Source organism: Corallococcus sp. CA049B, assembly GCF_003611685.1.
Classification (GTDB): domain Bacteria; phylum Myxococcota; class Myxococcia; order Myxococcales; family Myxococcaceae; genus Corallococcus; species Corallococcus coralloides.
Window position 1 is genome coordinate 31,007 of record NZ_RAWC01000004.1, and the last position, 17,150, is coordinate 48,156.

13 protein-coding genes are annotated in these 17,150 nt (G+C 71.0%); 11 read left to right on the top strand and 2 right to left on the bottom strand.

Going from position 1 to position 17,150, the window contains the following annotated elements; translation table 11 throughout:
• Positions 1 to 159: 159 nt before the first annotated feature.
• Positions 160 to 915: a class I SAM-dependent methyltransferase gene (locus D7W82_RS01595; RefSeq protein ID WP_233587234.1), complete on the top strand. Its 756-nt coding sequence runs from the start codon at positions 160 to 162 to the stop codon at positions 913 to 915.
• Positions 916 to 1,043: 128 nt separating this feature from the next.
• Positions 1,044 to 1,577, top strand: a complete 534-nt coding sequence (locus D7W82_RS01600) for a TetR/AcrR family transcriptional regulator (protein ID WP_158617556.1) — start codon at positions 1,044 to 1,046, stop codon at positions 1,575 to 1,577.
• A 103-nt stretch (positions 1,578 to 1,680) separates the two neighbouring features.
• Here the strand turns inward: D7W82_RS01600 and D7W82_RS01605 are convergent, their stop codons facing one another.
• Positions 1,681 to 3,075, bottom strand: a complete 1,395-nt coding sequence (locus tag D7W82_RS01605) for a M20/M25/M40 family metallo-hydrolase (RefSeq protein WP_120616618.1) — start codon at positions 3,073 to 3,075, stop codon at positions 1,681 to 1,683.
• Between the two features lie 96 nt (positions 3,076 to 3,171).
• On the opposite strand from D7W82_RS01605, the gene D7W82_RS01610 reads away from it, so the two are divergent.
• From D7W82_RS01610 to D7W82_RS01625, 4 genes are all read left to right on the top strand, one after another.
• Positions 3,172 to 4,191, top strand: coding sequence for a dipeptide epimerase (locus D7W82_RS01610; RefSeq protein WP_120616619.1), 1,020 nt, complete (start codon positions 3,172 to 3,174; stop codon positions 4,189 to 4,191).
• Positions 4,188 to 5,390: a DUF819 domain-containing protein gene (locus tag D7W82_RS01615; RefSeq protein ID WP_233587235.1), complete on the top strand. Its 1,203-nt coding sequence runs from the start codon at positions 4,188 to 4,190 to the stop codon at positions 5,388 to 5,390. The genes D7W82_RS01610 and D7W82_RS01615 overlap by 4 nt, the downstream gene beginning before the upstream one ends.
• A 12-nt stretch (positions 5,391 to 5,402) precedes the next feature.
• Positions 5,403 to 6,350, top strand: a complete 948-nt coding sequence (locus tag D7W82_RS01620) for a serine hydrolase (RefSeq protein ID WP_120616620.1) — start codon at positions 5,403 to 5,405, stop codon at positions 6,348 to 6,350.
• Positions 6,351 to 6,835: 485 nt separating this feature from the next.
• On the top strand, positions 6,836 to 7,912 hold the full coding sequence (locus D7W82_RS01625; RefSeq protein WP_120616621.1) for a nitronate monooxygenase family protein: 1,077 nt from the start codon (positions 6,836 to 6,838) through the stop codon (positions 7,910 to 7,912).
• A gap of 1 nt (position 7,913) precedes the next feature.
• Here D7W82_RS01625 and opgC read toward each other — a convergent pair whose 3' ends face one another.
• Complete coding sequence (gene opgC, locus D7W82_RS01630) at positions 7,914 to 9,014, bottom strand: OpgC domain-containing protein (protein ID WP_120616622.1); 1,101 nt, start codon at positions 9,012 to 9,014, stop codon at positions 7,914 to 7,916.
• A 94-nt stretch (positions 9,015 to 9,108) separates the two neighbouring features.
• Between opgC and D7W82_RS01635 the strand changes: the two genes are divergently transcribed.
• The 5 genes from D7W82_RS01635 to D7W82_RS01655 all read left to right on the top strand — a co-directional run bounded on the left by D7W82_RS01635 (position 9,109) and on the right by D7W82_RS01655 (position 17,034).
• Positions 9,109 to 10,431 (top strand): AHH domain-containing protein, encoded by a 1,323-nt coding sequence (locus tag D7W82_RS01635; RefSeq protein ID WP_120616623.1) that lies wholly within the window; start codon positions 9,109 to 9,111, stop codon positions 10,429 to 10,431.
• The gene (locus tag D7W82_RS01640) at positions 10,428 to 11,027 is read left to right on the top strand and encodes an imm11 family protein (RefSeq protein WP_233587236.1); all 600 of its coding nucleotides are present in this window, start codon (positions 10,428 to 10,430) and stop codon (positions 11,025 to 11,027) included. Before D7W82_RS01635 ends, D7W82_RS01640 begins: the two co-directional genes overlap by 4 nt.
• A 363-nt stretch (positions 11,028 to 11,390) precedes the next feature.
• A complete protein-coding gene (gene rnk, locus D7W82_RS01645; protein ID WP_120616624.1) occupies positions 11,391 to 11,807 on the top strand; it encodes a nucleoside diphosphate kinase regulator in 417 nt (138 codons plus the stop codon).
• Positions 11,808 to 12,027: 220 nt separating this feature from the next.
• Positions 12,028 to 13,797, top strand: coding sequence for an OmpA family protein (locus D7W82_RS01650; RefSeq protein WP_120616625.1), 1,770 nt, complete (start codon positions 12,028 to 12,030; stop codon positions 13,795 to 13,797).
• A gap of 12 nt (positions 13,798 to 13,809) precedes the next feature.
• Entirely contained in the window at positions 13,810 to 17,034 is a 3,225-nt protein-coding gene (locus tag D7W82_RS01655) for a DUF4215 domain-containing protein (protein ID WP_120616626.1), read from the top strand.
• Positions 17,035 to 17,150: the final 116 nt, after the last annotated feature.

The following is a 17,150-nucleotide window of genomic DNA, read 5'->3' on the forward strand; positions in this document are numbered from 1 at the left end:
CCAACACCCGGCGAAAGCAGGAACCCGCCAAATTCCAGGGGATTGCGCGGAGGCCTGCCGCGGTGGGTCCTCTCGCGCGTCCGGACGGGAGGCAGGCGCGTCCCGGTCCGACGCGGAGCCATTGCGTGGCGTCCGGAATCCGGACAGCCTCCGCGGCGCATGACGGCTCCCGCTCCTCCTCCCGCGCCCCCACCGCGCCGCGACGACACGATGGGCGACTTCGACCTGCCGTTCTTCCAGCGGCTGTCGCTCCAGCTGCTGGGCGTCGTCATCGCGTTCGTGCTGCGCGGCACCGACCTGCTGCTGCTCCTCTTCCGCCCCCGGCTCCTGAAGCCGTACATGGGGCTGTGGTGGCAGCGCATCCTGTGGACGCCCTACCGCTGGCGGCGCACCTTCGAGATGACGCGGGCGCTCCAGACCACGGGCCAGTCGTTCCGCGAGCTGATGTACGGCGAGACGCCGCTGGTGACGGCGCTGTGGTTCCTCAAGAGGGCGGGCGTGGGGCGAAGCAGCCGGGTGGTGGACCTGGGCGCGGGGCGAGGGCGCGTGCTGCTCGCCGCGCGCTGGTGGGGCGCTGGGGCGCATGGCGTGGAGCTGATCGCGGACCACGTGACGCGCGTGGCACCCTGGCTTGGGCCTGCGGGCGTCACGTTCACCGTGGGCGACATGACCCGCGAGCCCCTGGGAGACGCGACCCACATCTTCTGCAACTGGGTGGCGTTCAGTCCGGAGACGAAGGCCCGGCTCGTCGCGCACCTGCGCACCTGCGCCCCCGGCACGCGCATCATCACCGTCACCCGTCCCATCCAGGCGGAAGGCTTCAGCGGCCATGTCTGCCATTGGATGCTCTTCACCTGGGGCCTCGAGAAGGTCTGGCTCCAGCAATACCTTCCAGGTCCCATCGCATCCCCCTGACACGGGAAGGTCGGATACGACTCCGAGCCTGCCCGGCGTCACTCGTGATTAACTGGGAAATAGGGGCGACGGCGTTCCCGTTGCGAGAGGTGATGGCGATGGACCAGTGGAGGAACAAGGAGCCTGACGTGACCCGCGAGAAGCTTCTTCGGGCGGCCGCGGACCTCATCCTGGCTCAGGGGCTTCAGGCCGTGACGCTCGACGCCATCGCCGGGCGGGCAGGCGTCCCGAAGGGGGAGCTCCTGGAGCACTTCCAGACCAAGCCCATCCTGCTCGATGCGCTGTTCGACGACGTGACCCAGCGCTTCGCCGGGGCCGTCGCCGCCGAGATGGCGAAGGACCCGGACGCCAACGGCAGGGGAACCCGCGCGTACCTCCGGGTGACGCTCGCCGCTCCCGCCGATGACGCCGAGGCCCACGTCATGCGCTCGCTCATCGGGCTCATGCTCTTCGACCCGGAGGTCCGGGAGCTCTGGAGCTCCATCTGGGACGAGGCGCGGGAGGAGCAGCTCAGCCCCCAGGAGCAGGAGTCGCCGGAGCTCACGCTCTGCCGTCTGGCGATCGACGGGTTGTGGATGTCGGACATGCTCGAGCACCGCTCGGTCTCCAGCCAGATGCGCGCGGCGGTCATTCAGCGAATCGAAGAACTCACGCGCAAATAGCCCGGGCGCCCGCGGAGCTCCGTGACAGCGGCTTGACGATCCTGGAACCGCGCGGACCGCCAGGGCGTGGCGCCTGGGCCCGTGAGGAGGTGGTGCCGGGGTGTCAGCGCGTCAAGTGCTTCAGGGTGAGATAGACGAACTCCGCGCCGGGCTGGAGGGACGCCACCGGCACGCGCTCGTTGGGGGCGTGCGCGGTGCGCGCGTCGTCCGGGGTCAGCGCGAAGAGGTCGATGCCGTAGGCGTGGATGCCCGCGCGGCGCAGCGTGGCGGACTCGGTGGTGCCGGTGGACATGCGCGGAATCACCGGCGCCTTCGGCCACACCTTCGCCGAGGCGGCCTTCACCGCGCGGAACATGGCGTTGTCCCCCACGGGGGACATGGGCGAGTCCGGCGGCGACACGTCCATCTCCACCTGGACCTCCGTGTCGTTCACGGCCGCGACGATGCGCTCGCGCACGGCCTTCGGGTCCGCGTCCGGCAGCAGGCGGCAGTTCACGGTGGCCTCGGCGGTGGCGGGGATGACGTTGGACTTCGTGCCTGCCTTGAACACCGTTGGCACGCAGGTGGTGCGCAGCACGGCGCCCAGCGCGGGCTCCAGCCGTGCCACGGTGGACACCGCGTCCTCGGGTGGCGCGTCTGGTGAGGCGGCGATGCGGCGCAGCGCTTCACCCAGCTCACCGGGAGTCGCCTGTGCGCGGCCCTGCACGTGGAGCCGGGCGGCGGGCGTCAGGTGCGCGGGGAAGGTGAGGGCGCCCACGCGCGCCACCGCCGCGGCCACCCGCACCAGCGGCCCCGCGTCCACGGGCGGCGCGGAGGAGTGGCCTCCGGGGCCGGTGGCCTTGAGCGTCACGTTGCGGGACACGCGCTCCGCGGCCTGGAGCGCCACGAAGCGCACCTCCTCGCGGTCCGGCGACAGCTCCGTGAGGCCGCCCTCGTTGAGCGCGAACTCCGCCTCCTTCAGCTCCGGACGGTGCTCCATCATCCAGTCCAGTCCCTGGCCGGAGCCCACCTCTTCATCCGCGCCCAGGTACAGCAGGATGTCGCGCGAGCGCGCGCCGCCCTCCCGCTTCAGCCGGCGCAGCGCGAGGATGCTCGCCGCCGCCATGCCCTTGTTGTCCTGCACCCCGCGCCCGTAGAGCAGGCCGTCCCTCTCCGTGAGCGTCCACGGGTCGCTGACCCACTCGGCCTTCACGGCGGGCACCGTGTCCAGGTGCGCGAGCACGAGCACCGGCCGGCCCTTGCCGCTGCCCTTCAAGCGCACCAGCAGGTTGCCGCGACCGGGCGAGGGCTCGATGAGCTCCGCTTCGATACCCGCCTCACGCAGCCACTTCGCAGCCACCTGGGCCGCGGCCGTCTCGTTGCCGGGCGGGTTGGAGGTGTCCGCGGCGACGAGCTCCGCGAGCAGCGTCCGCAGCTCGTCCTTCGGCGCGGGACGGGATGACGCGGCGTGGCTTGGACCCAGCGCGAACAAGGCGATGACGAGGGGCAGAAGGCGCATGGTGGAGAGGCTCGCGCCTTCCGGCCCGGGAAGGCAACGGAAGCGGTGGTTGCGAGGAGTGCCGTGTTAAGGGAAGGGCCCTGGAGGGATTCCGCCATGGCCTCGCCGTTGAGCTTTCGCACCGTGGAACTGCCGCTGCGTCACGCCTGGACCATCGCCCGGGGCACGAGCACGGTGAAGCGCAACGTGTTCGTGGAGGTGCGCTCGGAAGGACACGTGGGCTACGGCGAGGCCGCGCCCAACGTGCGCTACGGCGAGTCATGGGAGACGGTGGAGGCCGCGCTCCACCAGTTGGCCCCCGTGCTGGAGGGCCGCGACCTGCGCCACTTCCGCGACGTGTCCGAGGCCGTGGACGCGGCGCTGCCGGACAACCCCGCGGCGAAGGCGGCGGTGGACCTGGCGCTGCATGACTGGGCGGGCAAGGTGATGGGCGTGCCGCTGTACCGGATGCTGGGGGTGGACCCCGCGCGGCAGCCGGTGACGTCCATGTCCATTGGCATCGACGTGCCGGAGACGCTGGCCGTGAAGGTGCGCGAGGCGGCGGACTTCCCGGTGCTGAAGGTGAAGCTGGGCGCGGACCGCGTGCAGGAGGTGTTCGGCACGGTGCGCGCGCTGACGGCGCAGACCATCCGCGTGGACGCGAACGAGGCGTGGAAGCCGGACGAGGCGCTGGCCCACATCCAGTGGCTGTCCACGCAGGGCGTGGAGCTGGTGGAGCAGCCGCTGCCCGCGGCGGACGTGGAGGGCGCGAAGTGGCTGCGCGCGCGCTCGCCGCTGCCGCTGGTGGCGGACGAGTCGCTGACGAAGGCGTCGGACGTGCCGAAGCTGGCGGAGGGCTTCCACGGCATCAACGTGAAGCTCCAGAAGAGCGGCGGCATCCGAGAGGCACTGCGCATCATCGAGACGGCGCGAGCGTGCGGCCTGAAGGTGATGCTGGGCTGCATGGTGGAGACGGGGCTGGGCATCGCGGCGGGAGCGCACCTGGCGCCGCTGGTGGACTGGGTGGACCTGGATGGCAACCTGCTGCTCGCGGAGGACCCGTACCGCGCGCACCCGGTGGTGCAGGGGCGCATCCAGCTGGGCGCGGGCGCGGGCCTGGGCGTGGAGCCCCGGTGACGCCACCGCTCATCCAGGACCCCATGGCGGTGCTCGCCGTGCTGCTCGCGGTGCTGGCGGGGTTGTATGCGTTGCAGCGCTACCCGGTGGTGGCGCGGTTCTTCAACGTGGTGCCGCTGCTGGTGTTCGCGTACTTCGTGCCGACGCTGCTGTCGAACACGGGAGTCATCCCTACGCAGTCGGAGCTGTACCGCTTCACGCGCGTGTACCTGCTGCCCGCGAGCCTGGTGTTGCTGGTGCTGTCGGTGGACCTGCCGGCCATCGCGAGGCTGGGGCGCAGCGCGGTGGGCGTGTTCCTGGCGGGCACGGTGGGCATCATGGTGGGCGGGCCGCTCGCGTACCTGGCGCTGGGGTGGCTGGTGCCGGCGGAGCTGGGGGACCAGGCGTGGAAGGGGTTGGCGGCGCTCAGCGGGTCGTGGATTGGCGGCAGCGCGAACTTCGTGGCCATTGGCCAGAGCGTGGGCACGCTGGACAGCACCTTGAGCATGATGGTGGTGGTGGACGTGGGCGTGTCCAACGTGTGGACGGCGGTGCTGCTGTCCTTCGCCGGGCGGGAGAAGGCGATGGACGCGAGCATCGGCGCGGACCGGACCGCGCTGGACCACGTGCGCGAGGAGTCCGCGCGCATCCAGGCGGCGTCCGCCCGGCCCGCGAGCCTGTCGGATTTGTTGTCGATGCTGGCGGTGGCGTTCGGCGTGACGGTGGTGTGCACGGCGCTGGCGAAGCTGCTGCCGGACCTGGGCAACGTGGTGACGGGCTTCACGTGGGTGGTGCTGCTGGTGACGACGGTGGGCGTGGTGCTGTCGTTCACGCCGGTGCGCAGGCTGGAGGGCGCGGGGGCGAGCCGGCTGGGCTCGCTGTTCCTGTACCTGCTGGTGGCGACGATTGGCGCGCAGGCGGAGTTCCGGCGGCTGTGGGACGCGCCCGCGCTGGTGGCGGTGGGGGCGCTGTGGATGTGCATCCACGCGGCGGTGACGATGGGCGCTCGGCGGTGGCTGAAGGCGCCGGTGTTCTTCGCGGCGGTGGGGTCGCAGGCGAACGTGGGCGGCACGGCCTCCGCGTCCGTGGTGGCGGCGGCCTTCCATCCCGCGCTCGCGCCGGTGGGCGTGCTGCTCGCGGTGCTGGGGTACGTGCTGGGGACGTACTGCGGGCTGGTGACGGCGCTGATGCTGGAGCAGGTGCACCAGCTGATTCACTGAGGGGAGTCGCGGATGCGGACGGTGCTGCTCTGGGCGGGGCTGTTGGCGATGAGTGGTTGCGCGACGAAGCCGGAGGCGGGCGCGCCTCCACGTGAGTCCCTGAAGGCGGTGGTGGAGTCGCTGGCGGGCGAGGCCACGCGCCTGTCGCCGGGGACGGACCTGTCGCTCGCGGTGATGGACCTGCGCACGGGGGAGACGGCGAGCGTCTCCGGCCTGGAGCCGCACATCTCCGCCAGCTCCGCGAAGGTGTTCTGGGTGGCGGCGGCGTTGGGGCAGCGGGATCTGGCGACGGTGACACCGCTCGCGGAGAAGGTGTTCCGCACGTCGGACAACGAGGCCTCCGGCGAGGTGATCGACCTGGTGGGCGGGCCGGATGCCATCAATGTCTATCTTCGCGGCCTGGGCCTGGAGCACACGGCGCTGACGAAGTGGAACTACGGCCGGGAGCGCTGGGCGACGAACTCTCCGCGGGTGATGGGGCGGGACAACTACTTCTGCGCGGACGACATGGTGTCGTTCCTGGCGCGGTTGGACCGGCGGGAGTTGTTGGAGCCGGAGCCCACTGCGCAACTGCTGAAGTGGATGGAGTTGACGCCTCGGGAGGGCTGCGGTGGTTGGCTGGGAACGCGCCTGCCGGTGAGCGCCCGCGCGTCGCTCCAGCACAAGGGCGGGTGGCTGCCGCCGGGATGCTGTGGGGATGACGCGCGCTACAACGTGCTCAACGAGGTGGGGCTGGTGACGCTGCCGGACGGAGGCCGGTACGCAGTGGCCATCCTGGCCTCGCGAGGACCGGACTGGCCGAAGCAGGCGTTCTTCGTGGAGCGCGCGTCGTGTGTCCTGTACCGGCACCTGGCGAAGGACGCGGCGCTGGACTGCGGAGAGGCCCTGGCCCGGGCAGGCGGCCCTGCTCCCATCGTGTTGGAACCCGGGGCCCCCGCGCCGAACTACGACTGCGAATGAGAAGGTGAGAAACCCGTCAGGGCTCCCCGCCGGAGGCGGACCGCGAAAACCTGTCCGACTGTCGGACAGGTCCTGATGGCGAAGACCTGTCGGACAGTCGGACAGGCCGGGGCCGCGCGGCGGAAACCTGTCGGACAGTCGGACCGGTTCGGGCAATGGGAACCTGTCGGACAGTCGGACCCATCGGGACCGCGCGACGAAAACCTGTCCGACAGCCTGACCGGATGGCACATGGCGGAAGGCTGTCCGACAGGCGGACAGGTTCGGACGGCGGAAACCTGTCCGACTGTCGGACAGGTTTGGGACCGGCCCGGCCGGGAGGTGGCTGTCATGCCGGAACCCTCTTGGACTGACGCGGGCGGACATGGCGCCTCGTGCCTGGCATGGAGCGTGAAAGTAGGACTGATGCCTCCGGAGCGCGCGGCGCTCCCATGTGAAGCCGGGCCGTTAATGCTGTCCGACGTGAATCACGGGGAGGTGCAGCCATGATGGATCCGCAGGCGTGGCGCAGGTTCTCGGAGCGGCTCCGGGTGGAGCATTCGATCATCCAGGCGCCGATGGCAGGGGGCCTGACGCCGCCGGAGCTGGTCGCGGCGGTGTCGGAAGCCGGCGGTCTGGGCTCACTGGGCGCCGCGTACGTACAGCCGGAGGACATCGTCCAACAGGCCCGCGCGGTGCGTTCGCTCACCTCGCGGCCCTACGCCATCAACCTCTTTGCTCCACAGCCCTCGGTGGCCCCGGCGGATCCGGGGCCCACGCTCGCCATCCTCGAGCGCTTCCATGCCGCGCTGGGGCTGACCCCTCCCGTGATTCCGGCGGCGGCGATGCCGGACTTCTCGAAGCAGGTGGAGGCCGTGCTCGACGCGGCGCCCACGGTGTTCAGCTTCACCTTCGGCATTCCGCCCGCGCCGGTGCTGGAGGCGTTCCGGTCGCGCGGCATCCTCGTCGTGGGCACGGCGACGAACGTGCGTGAGGCCCAGGCACTGGAGGCCGCGGGCGTGGATGCGATTGTCGCGCAGGGCTCGGAGGCGGGGGGCCACCGGGGCTCCTTCGGCGGTTCGTTTGATGCAGGCATGGTGGGCACGATGGCGCTCGTGCCGCAGATGGTGGACGCCGTGCGGGTGCCGGTCATCGCCAGCGGCGGCATCATGGACGGACGCGGCATCGCGGCGGCCCGGATGCTGGGCGCGGCGGCCGTGCAGCTGGGCACGGCGTTCCTGCGGTGCCAGGAGTCCAGCGCCGCGGCGGCCCACAAGGCGCTGTTGCGCGAGGCCCGGGATGAGTCGTCACGCATCACCCGCGCCTTCTCTGGTCGCCCGGCCCGCGCGATCCCCAACGAGCTGACGACCACGCTGGAGGAGGCCGGTGCCATCCTGCCGTTCCCGCAGCAGCACGGGGCCACTCGCACGCTGAGGGCCGCGTCGTCGAAGCAGAACGACACGCGCTTCATGGCCCTGTGGGCAGGGCAGGGCATTGGCCTCTCGCGAGAGGGCCCGGCGGCGGACCTGGTGCGCGCCCTGGTGGCGGAGACCGGCGCCGCGCTGTCCGCCGTGCGCGGCTGACTCAGGACGTCGACGGCGGGCCCATGCTCCGGCCCGCGATGCGCTGGCGCAGCGCCACGAAGTACATGCTGCAGAACGTGGCCACGAGGACCGCGACTTCATCCCAGTAGTCCAGCGGGTCCTCGTTCTCATCCAGCAGCGATAGGCTGAGCAGGCACAGCACCACGTGCACGGCGAACACGGGCAGCGACGCCTGTCCCAGCGCCTCCAGCACCTTGGGACGCAGCCACTGGAACAGGCGGGGCGCGAGCCAGCTCGCCAAGAGGGCCACGGCCAGGAAGTTCACGAGCCGCAGCGGCGCGAGCGACCACTTGTCGAACAGCACCCCCGCGGCGCCCAGGTCCACATCGAGGTGGCGCACGACGAAGAACCCCAGGCTGACGACGATGGCGCCCGTGAGGAGCCGGCGGGACACGGGCTCGCGCTGCTCCGGCGCGGTGGCTCGGGCCACACCCATCCACACTCCGAGCACCCAGAGGAACTGCCACGCGAACAGGTCGAACGCGCCCGACAGGTCGATGCTCAACGGCGGCCAGGGCAGCACGGGGATGGCGACGAGCAGGTCGTAGATGGCGCGCTTGAGGCCCACCTGCGCCCAGACCCAGATGAGAGCGCTCAGCCCCAGCACCCGCGACCAGCCCTCCTTCCGCGCACCGAGCAGCACGGCGGGGGTGAGCAGCAGCAGCACGACATAGAGCGGAAGGATGTCGAGCAGCGGGGGACAGTAGAGGAGGAACAGGCTGCTCCACAGGGCGGTGAACGGATCCTGATGGAAGAAGCCAATCAGGTTGTGGATGGCGGGCCTGCGCGCGGCGACGCCCAGCGCGGCGATGATGGTGAACGCGAAGAAGAGCAGGGCGACGTGGTAGCCGTACACCTTGAGGGCGCGGCTCCAGAGGCTCTTGAACATCGCGGCCGTGCCCGCCTTCTTCGCGTGCACCACGCCCACGAGGAACGCGGAGAGGAACACGAAGCCCTCGGCGGCGGACACGAAGCCGAACGGCTGATTGCCAAGGACACTCAGCCGGGTGGGCAGGTGCGTCAGCGTCATCAGGATGAGCAGCACTCCGCGCAGGCTGTCGAACTCAGGGCGGCGTTTCATGGCGGGTAGACTCTCTTCCCCCATGCCACAGCCCCACGCCCCGGGTAAACCGCACCGCTCTTTCGGATCCAGTGTCACTGTCCGGATGACGCACATGGCCGTCATCGCGTGGATGCTGCTCGTGGGGACCGGCTGCGCGGCGTCCCGAAACGTGCGGCTCGGTACGGGCCGGGGACCCACCCGTGTCCACACGCCGCAACGGGACCTCCGGCCCGTGGAGCTGGACGAAGACGCCTTCGCGGCCACGGTCGCGGGGCTCGCACGCACCGCAGCTGTCTCCTCGCACTCCATGGAGGCGGCCCGCCGGCTGCTGGCGGCCTCGCTTCCGTCACGGCCCTATGCCCACGTGCGTGGGCATCTGGGGCTCGTCTCCGTGCAGGAGCCTGGGCGTGGACACCTCCGGCTCAACGATGCACCGGATGCGGAGCTGGCGGCGGCGTATGGCCGGTGGTGCAAGCGCAAGGCGCTCACTGGGGATTGTCTCCACCTGTTGGAGCGCGGGCCCACGCTGGACGAGGACGGCAAGCGGACGCTGGCCTTCTCCATCGCGTTGGACTCGGTGTGGGACGAGACGGAGGACGCGCTGCGCGGCATGACGGATCGCGAGGCCGTGCTCTCCATGATCGTCACGACGAGCGCCCTGTATCTGGGCCTGTGGCTGTTGCCCGAGCCTGTGTCGAAGGGCGTCGCGGCGACGATGACGGCGGTGCTCATCGCCTACCTGGGCATCGACACGGTGTGGAGCCTCATCCACGGATGGATGCGGCTCGCGGATGCGGTGGCGGAGGCCACGACCTTCGATGAGCTCCGGGACGCGGGCGAGCAGTACGGCGAGGTGATGGGCCAGAACGCCGCGCGGGCCTTCGTGATGCTGGCCACGGCGGCGCTGGGCAGTACGGCGGAGACGTTCGCGGCGAAGGTGCCCACGCTGCCCGGTTCGGCGCAGGCGTCACTCGTGGCCGCGGCGGAGGGCGGCTTCCGGCTGGGCGCGGTCGCTCAGGTGGAGTCCGTCGCCGTGTCCACGACGGGTGACATCCTGATCACCCTGGCGCCGGGCGCGGTGGCGACGGGCGGGCCCGTGGAGGTGCCAGGACCCAAGCACCACATCGCTTCCGACAAGTTCAGTACGTCCACCGCGAACGGAGGCCCGTGGACGCCGCGTTATCAACAACTCTTCGACAAGGCAGGCATGTCCCTGAACGATCCGGAGAACCAGGTCCACGTTCCGGGGCACAAGGGGCCGCATCCGCAGGAGTACCACGCGGAGGTCTTTGAGCGGTTGAGGCTCGCGACCAGCACATGCCGGACAATTCAGCAGTGCCGGGTCGACCTGACACAGGCGCTGCGGATCCTCGCGAAGGAACTCGCGACGGAGAACACCTGGCTCAACAAGCTGGTCACCCGGAGTGGTGGATGAGGCAGGATGCCTGCGTGACGCCCCGGTACTTCAAGCTCACCGACGACGTGACACTGCCCGGCCGATGGGAGCTTGGAACGCCCGTGGACGCCCAGGGGCAGGAGCACGGCTCGTGGCTGTTCATGCAGGGGACTCCCGCGCGGGTGGAGAGCGCGCTGCGCGTTCCGTCCTACTCGCGGGGAAGGGCGCTCGACTTCTCGCTCGCGGATGCGGGCGCTGTCCCTGTCGTCTCCCAACGGGTCGCGGAGGTGCTGTCCCGACTGGCTCCGGGGGACGTGGAGCTGTTCCCCGTTACGATGGACGACTCCCCGGACACATACTTCCTCGTCAACGTCGTGCGCGTCGTGAAGTGCATCGACGACACCGCCTCGGGCGAGGTGCGCTACTGGGCGCCGGAGGATGGACGGCCCGAGCGGGTCGGCACCTACCAAGCGGTTCATCGGCTGCGCATCGACCCGACCAGGACCGGGGACGCGAAGGTCTTCCGCACCTGGGGCTGGCTCATCGCGCTCATCGTCTCCGAGGACATCAAACTCGCGCTGGAAGCCATCGGCGCCACGGGCGTGTGGTTCCAGGACGTGTCCCCGCTCCGCTGATTTCCCCGCCTCCGTGCGTCACGGCGTCTGTCCGCCAGGCTGCTTGTTCCCGTGCGCCGGGTTGCAATCAGGGTGGGCCCGGCTACATTCAGCACTTCACCGCAGCCGCAACCCCCGGGTCCCTCGTCAGATGACGGTTTCGCTCACAGCCTGCCTGCAGCGTGCTCCGCGCCGGATTTCCGTGCGCCGGACGCTGCCCGCGCACGGCCGAGCCACCGCCTGGCTTGTCACCCACGCCGCCCGTCTCGCGTAGCTCACGACGGACGGCGTCCGCTCCACCCCCACTGAACCTTCGCGCCACGCACCCCCACCTTTCCAGGTGTGCGTGCCGTCCCCATCCCCTTCCCACCGGAGGCAATCGCCATGACCCACGACCACCCCCTCATCGTCACCGACACCGACCTCCAGCGCCTGGAGCGCGTCGTCGAACAGTACGGCAACGCCCGCAACGCGGAGCTCGTGGAGCAGCTGGAGTCCGAGCTCGCCCGCGCCGTCGTCACGTCCTCCGACTCCATTCCCCGCGACGTCGTCACCATGAACAGCACCGTCGTCTTTGAAGACGGGGAGGCCGGCGAGACGCGCGAAGTCACGCTCGTCTATCCCAAGGACGCCAACAGCGACGCCGGCCGCATCTCCATCCTCGCCCCCGTGGGCAGCGCCCTCCTGGGCCTGTCCGTGGGCCAGACCGTGGAGTGGCCCCTCCCCCATGGCCGCACCCGCCGCCTGCGCATCGTCGCCGTGCCCTACCAGCCGGAGGCCGCGGGCCACTTCCACCTGTAGGCCCAGCGTCCTCCCATGACGCGTCAGCGCCGTGTCCGCGTTCCTCGCTGACGCGTCATGCCCACCCCGGGAATGCCAGCCCCCGCCGCATCCCCGCGCGATTGTTCGACGTTGTCTTCCGGACACCTCCTGGCCCCGGGCGTGCAATCGCCTGCGTACCCCTCGCCTGGCGAAGGGCCGCGGGCACCTCTCACGCCCGTGTGTGCATGTGGAGGAACGCTTGTTCGCACGAAGGCATCACCTGGGGCTCGGAGGGCTGGCTGTCCTCTGCGCCTTCAGCGCCCAGGCCCAGAGCAGCATCCCGGGCATCGAACTGGAGCGCCTGCAGCTCAACCCCGGCATGCGTGACAGCCTCGTGCTGTCCACCGGTGACCTGCTCCCCGCGGGCCAGTACCGCATCGGGTTGACGGCGCACTACGAGAACCGGCCCCTCGTCCTGGTGGAGAACGACGAGCGGCAGGCCGACATCATCTCCAACCGCGTGACGGCGCACATCAGCGCGGCGTACTCCCTCACGAACTGGCTGGAGCTGGGCGCGCAGGTGCCCATCGTCGCCCAGTGGGGCCCGGAGACCGCGTCGAATGGCGTGTCCCGTCCCACCACCAGCGCGCTCGGCACGCCGTGGGTCCAGGCCCGCGTGGGCTTCCTCTCCGAGAGCCGGGGCGGACCGCTGGATTTGGGGCTGCACCTGGGCGTGGCCCTTCCCCTGGGCAGCAAGGCCGCCCTCACCCGCGACGAGGGCTTCACCTTCTCCCCTCGCCTGGGCGCCGGCAAGCAGCTGGGCGGCACCTTCCGCGTGGGCGCGGACGTCGGCGCGCTCGTGCGCACGAAGACGTACGCGCTGACGCCGCAGACGCAGCCCTACCTCGACGAGATGGGCGTGGAGCTCAACGGCGGCGTCAACCTGTCCGCCGGCCTCTGGGGCCTGCGCGAAGAGGTCATCGTGCGCGGCATCATCCCCACGCAGGACTCGCCCAGCTCGCTGGAGGCGCTCCTGGGCCTGCGCGTCCCCACCGCGGACGGCACCGAGGTGTACGTCATGGGCGGCCCGGGCTTTGGCCAGACGCCTGGCACGCCGCGCTTCCGCCTGCTCGCCGGGGTGTCCTTCGGCACGCCGCCCGCGCCCAAGGGCCCCGTCTGTATCGCGGGCCAGCCCCACGTGGCCGCCGAGTGTCCCGACCTGGATGCCGACGGCGACGGCGTGAAGAACCGCGATGACCAGTGCCCCACGACGGCGGGCCTGGCGCAGCTCCAGGGCTGCCCGGACAAGGACGACGACCAGGACGGCATCCCCAACCTGGCGGACCAGTGCCCCACCCAGGCGGAGAACAAGAACGGCTTCCAGGACGAGGACGGCTGCCCGGACGACCCCGACTCCGACGGGGACGGCATCGTGGACTCCAAGGACCAGTGCCCGAAGGAGCCGGAGACGTTCAACCGCTACAAGGACCAGGACGGCTGCCCGGACGTGGAGCCCGACCGCGACGGTGACGGCATCGTGGACCGCCTGGACAACTGCCCCGACGAGCCCGGCACCGAGGCCAACGGCGGCTGCAAGGAGGCGCCTGTCGCGCGCATCGACTCCGGCAGCATCCGCATCATGGAGGCCGTGTTCTTCGAGAACAACCAGGCCGTCATCCAGAAGCGCAGCAACGCGGTGCTCGACAAGGTCGCGGCCATCCTCGTGTCCCACCCGGACATCGAGAAGGTCCGCGTGGAGGGCCACACCGACAACACCGGCAAGGCCGACTACAACCGGGACCTGTCCCAGCGGCGCGCCGAGGCGGTGGTGGACTACCTCGTGAGCAAGGGCGTGCAGCGCGAGCGGTTGGTGGCGCAGGGCTTCGGCCCCGAGCAGCCCATCGCGGACAACGCGAAGGCGGACGGCCGCGCGAAGAACCGCCGCGTCGAGTTCAAGATCGTCGGAGAGGCCGATGGCGTGCAGACGGCGCCGGCCTCCTCCTCTTCCCCCGACACCCTTCAGAAGTAAGGCAGACCGTTCATGCTCAAGACCCTGATGCATTCCCTCCGGGGAGATTCATCCCGCATGGCCCTGCGCACGGGCCTGCACATGCTGGCCCTGTGTTCGCTGTTCCTCCTCGCCGGCTGCGAAGCGCGCTCCTCCACTCCCGAACCCGTGCTCACGAGCCAGTCGTCCGCGCTCGTGGGGGACGGCCGGCTCCAGCCCGGCGAGCAGTGCGACGACGGCAACACGGTGAGCGGCGACGGCTGTTCGGCCACCGGCACCGTGGAGGCGGGCTACCTGTGCCACGTGCCCGGCAACGCGTGCTCGCTGGCCAGCCTGTGCGGCAACAACACGGTGAACCCCGGCGAGCTGTGCGACGACGGCAACACCACCAACGACGGCAACGGCTGTTCGGCCACGTGTGACTTGTCGCTGTGTGGCAACGGCGCGTTCGACAACCGGCAGTACCCGTCCTACGCGCAGGAGGTCTGCGACGACGGCAACCGCTTCGAGGGCGACGGGTGCAGCCGCCAGTGCGAGGTGGAGCCCGGCTTCGCCTGCGCGGGCAGCCCCAGCCGCTGCGTGAAGGCGGGCGTGGCGGTGTTCAACACCGGCGTGGACGCGCAGAACCGCCGCCTGCCCACGGGCGCGGTGGATCCGCACTGGTTCTACGCCGGCACCACCACCGGCGCGGACACCGGCGTGCGCAACGCGAACGACTGGCCGCTGGAGATGCAGACCGCGCGCTTCATGGCGCCCCAGGGCGCGCAGACGTGCGTGTACCAGGACTTCCTCATCCCCTCGACGACGAACATCGGCCAGTTCCGCCTGCGCCTGGCCACCTTCAATGACAACCAGTTCGACGGCGCGAGCGTGAACGGCGTGGCCATCACGCCCGTCACCGTGAACGACCCGCCCGGCCAGCCCTGGCAGAAGAACATCTTCCGCGAGTTCGGCACCCAGGCGGCCTGGCGCCCCGGCCTCAACCGCATCGAGCTGTGCAACGAGAACGCCGCCAGCCCGCCGAACGCCTTCCGCTACCTCTTCGTGGACGCCTACGACGACCGCTGCGGTGACGGCGCCATCTCCCCGCGCGAAGAGTGCGACGACGGCAACACCGGCAACGGCGACGGCTGCAGCGCCACCTGCGGCATCGAGCCCGGCTTCGGCTGCGCCGGTGCGCCCAGCACCTGCGCCAAGACGTGCGGCAACGGCAACCTGAACCCCGGCGAGCAGTGCGACGACGGCAACACCACCGCCAACGACGGCTGCAACGCCAGCTGCCGCGTGGAGGACGGCTACGCCTGCCCCGCGCCGGGCCAGGCCTGCGTGGCCTCCTGCGGCAACGGCGTCATCAACGCGGGAGAGCAGTGCGACGACGGCAACGTGTTCAGCTCCGACGGCTGCTCCGCGGCGTGCCGCATCGAGACGGGCTACTCCTGCAACGGCGCCCCGTCCGTCTGCGCCCCGCTGTGCGGCAACGGCGTGCTCAACGCCGGCGAGCTGTGCGACGACGGCAACACGAACCTGAACGACGGCTGCTCCAACGCCTGCACCCTGGAGCTGGGCTACGCGTGCGCCACGCCGGGCCAGCCCTGCGCGAAGACGTGCGGCAACGGCAACATGGACCCGGGCGAGCAGTGCGACGACGGCAACCTGACCTCCGGTGACGGCTGCGCCACCGAGTGCCGGGTGGAGGGCGGCTATGCCTGCTCCACGCCGTCCAACGGCCCCTCCGTGTGCGTCCAGTCGTGCGGCAACGGCGCCCTGGATCCGAACGAGACCTGCGACGACGCGGACGAGGCGTCCGGCGACGGCTGCTCCAATGGCTGCCGCGTGGAGACGGGCTACAGCTGCTCGGGTCAGCCCAGCGCCTGCGTCACCCTCTGTGGCGACGGCATCCGCGCGGGCGCCGAGTCGTGCGACGACGGCAATTCCGTGTCGGGCGATGGCTGCGACGCCACCTGCGCCGTGGAGCCGGGCTACAGCTGCCCCGTCCCTGGCACCGCGTGCCTCAACACCTGCGGCAGCGGCACGCTGGAGGCCGGTGAGCAGTGCGACGACGGCAATACGGTGACGGGCGACGGCTGCAACGCCACCTGCGCCGTGGAGCCGGGCTACAGCTGCAACGGCGCGCCCAGCACCTGCGGCACCACGTGCGGCGACGGCATCCGCGCGGGCGCCGAGGTATGCGACGACGGCAACCTGGTGGGCGGCGACACCTGCTCGCCGCGCTGCCTGCTGGAGGTGGGCCAGACGTGCACCGCGTCCAACGTCTGCGAGGCGTACTGCGACCCGGTCTCCCAGAAGTGCGTGGCGCAGGAGCCCGGGCCCGTGACGCCGGCCCCGGTCATCACCGGCCCCGCGGCGAACTCCACCGTGACCACCGGCACGCCTCCCATCTCCGGCACCGGTGAGCCCGGCGCGCAGGTGACGGTGCGAGAGGGCACCACCGTGGTCTGCACGGCCACCGTCGACGCGAGCCGCAACTGGACCTGCACGCCCACGACGCCGCTGGTGGATGGCCCGCACACCGTGACGGCCACGGCCCAGACGCCCACGAGCAGCCCCAGCCCCGCGTCCAACGCCGTCCCCTTCATCGTGGACACCGAGGTCCCGGCCCCGGTCATCACCGGCCCGGAGGCGAACACCACCGTCACCACCGGCACGCCCGCCATCACCGGCACCGGCGAGCCCGGCGCGACGGTGACGGTGCGCGAGGGCACCACCGTCCTGTGCACCGCCACCGTGGACGCGGCCGGCAAGTGGAGCTGCGTGCCCACCGCGCCGCTGACGGATGGCCCGCACAGCGTGACGGCCACGGCCGAGTCTCCCGCGGGCGTCACCAGCCCCCCGTCCACCGCGGTCCCCTTCGTGGTGGACAGCGTGGTTCCGGACAACCAGGCCCCGGACACCTCCATCGTGAAGGGCCCGGAGCCGACCACCTCCAGCCGCACGGCGGACTTCGAGTACGCCTCCACGGAAGAGGGCTCCACGTTCGAGTGCAGCCTCGACGGCGGCGCCTGGGGCCCGTGCCAGGGCAGCTACACCGTCGGCAGCGGGGACCACGTCCTGCGCGTCCGCGCGGTGGACGGCAGCGGCAACACGGATGCGACCCCGGCGGAGTACACCTGGACGGTGGTGAACACGCGCGCCTTCGCGGGCGGCGGGTGCAGCACCGCGCCGGATGCCTCCTGGCTGGCCCTGCTGGGCCTGATGGGAGTGCCGGGGCTGCGCCGCCGTCAGCGCCGCGCCGCATAGCAGCCTCGCGGAGCCCGCCGGAGGGGCCGGCCTTCCCCCTTCCCGGGAGCGCCCCCTCGCTCCCTCTCATGGCGCCCTTCCGGCGGCGCTCCCGCGTCCCCCGGCCTTCCCCGTAT

What these genes read in the sequence shown, in the direction of transcription:
- D7W82_RS01610 (WP_120616619.1), top strand. Translation starts at nt 3,172, where the DNA reads ATGGCCTCGCCGTTGAGCTTTCGCACCGTGGAACTGCCGCTGCGTCAC.
- D7W82_RS01595 (WP_233587234.1), top strand. Translation starts at nt 160, where the DNA reads ATGACGGCTCCCGCTCCTCCTCCCGCGCCCCCACCGCGCCGCGACGAC.
- D7W82_RS01605 (WP_120616618.1), bottom strand. Translation starts at nt 3,075, where the DNA reads ATGCGCCTTCTGCCCCTCGTCATCGCCTTGTTCGCGCTGGGTCCAAGC.
- D7W82_RS01640 (WP_233587236.1), top strand. Translation starts at nt 10,428, where the DNA reads ATGAGGCAGGATGCCTGCGTGACGCCCCGGTACTTCAAGCTCACCGAC.
- D7W82_RS01625 (WP_120616621.1), top strand. Translation starts at nt 6,836, where the DNA reads ATGATGGATCCGCAGGCGTGGCGCAGGTTCTCGGAGCGGCTCCGGGTG.
- D7W82_RS01655 (WP_120616626.1), top strand. Translation starts at nt 13,810, where the DNA reads ATGCTCAAGACCCTGATGCATTCCCTCCGGGGAGATTCATCCCGCATG.
- D7W82_RS01620 (WP_120616620.1), top strand. Translation starts at nt 5,403, where the DNA reads ATGCGGACGGTGCTGCTCTGGGCGGGGCTGTTGGCGATGAGTGGTTGC.
- rnk (WP_120616624.1), top strand. Translation starts at nt 11,391, where the DNA reads ATGACCCACGACCACCCCCTCATCGTCACCGACACCGACCTCCAGCGC.
- D7W82_RS01635 (WP_120616623.1), top strand. Translation starts at nt 9,109, where the DNA reads ATGGCCGTCATCGCGTGGATGCTGCTCGTGGGGACCGGCTGCGCGGCG.
- opgC (WP_120616622.1), bottom strand. Translation starts at nt 9,014, where the DNA reads ATGAAACGCCGCCCTGAGTTCGACAGCCTGCGCGGAGTGCTGCTCATC.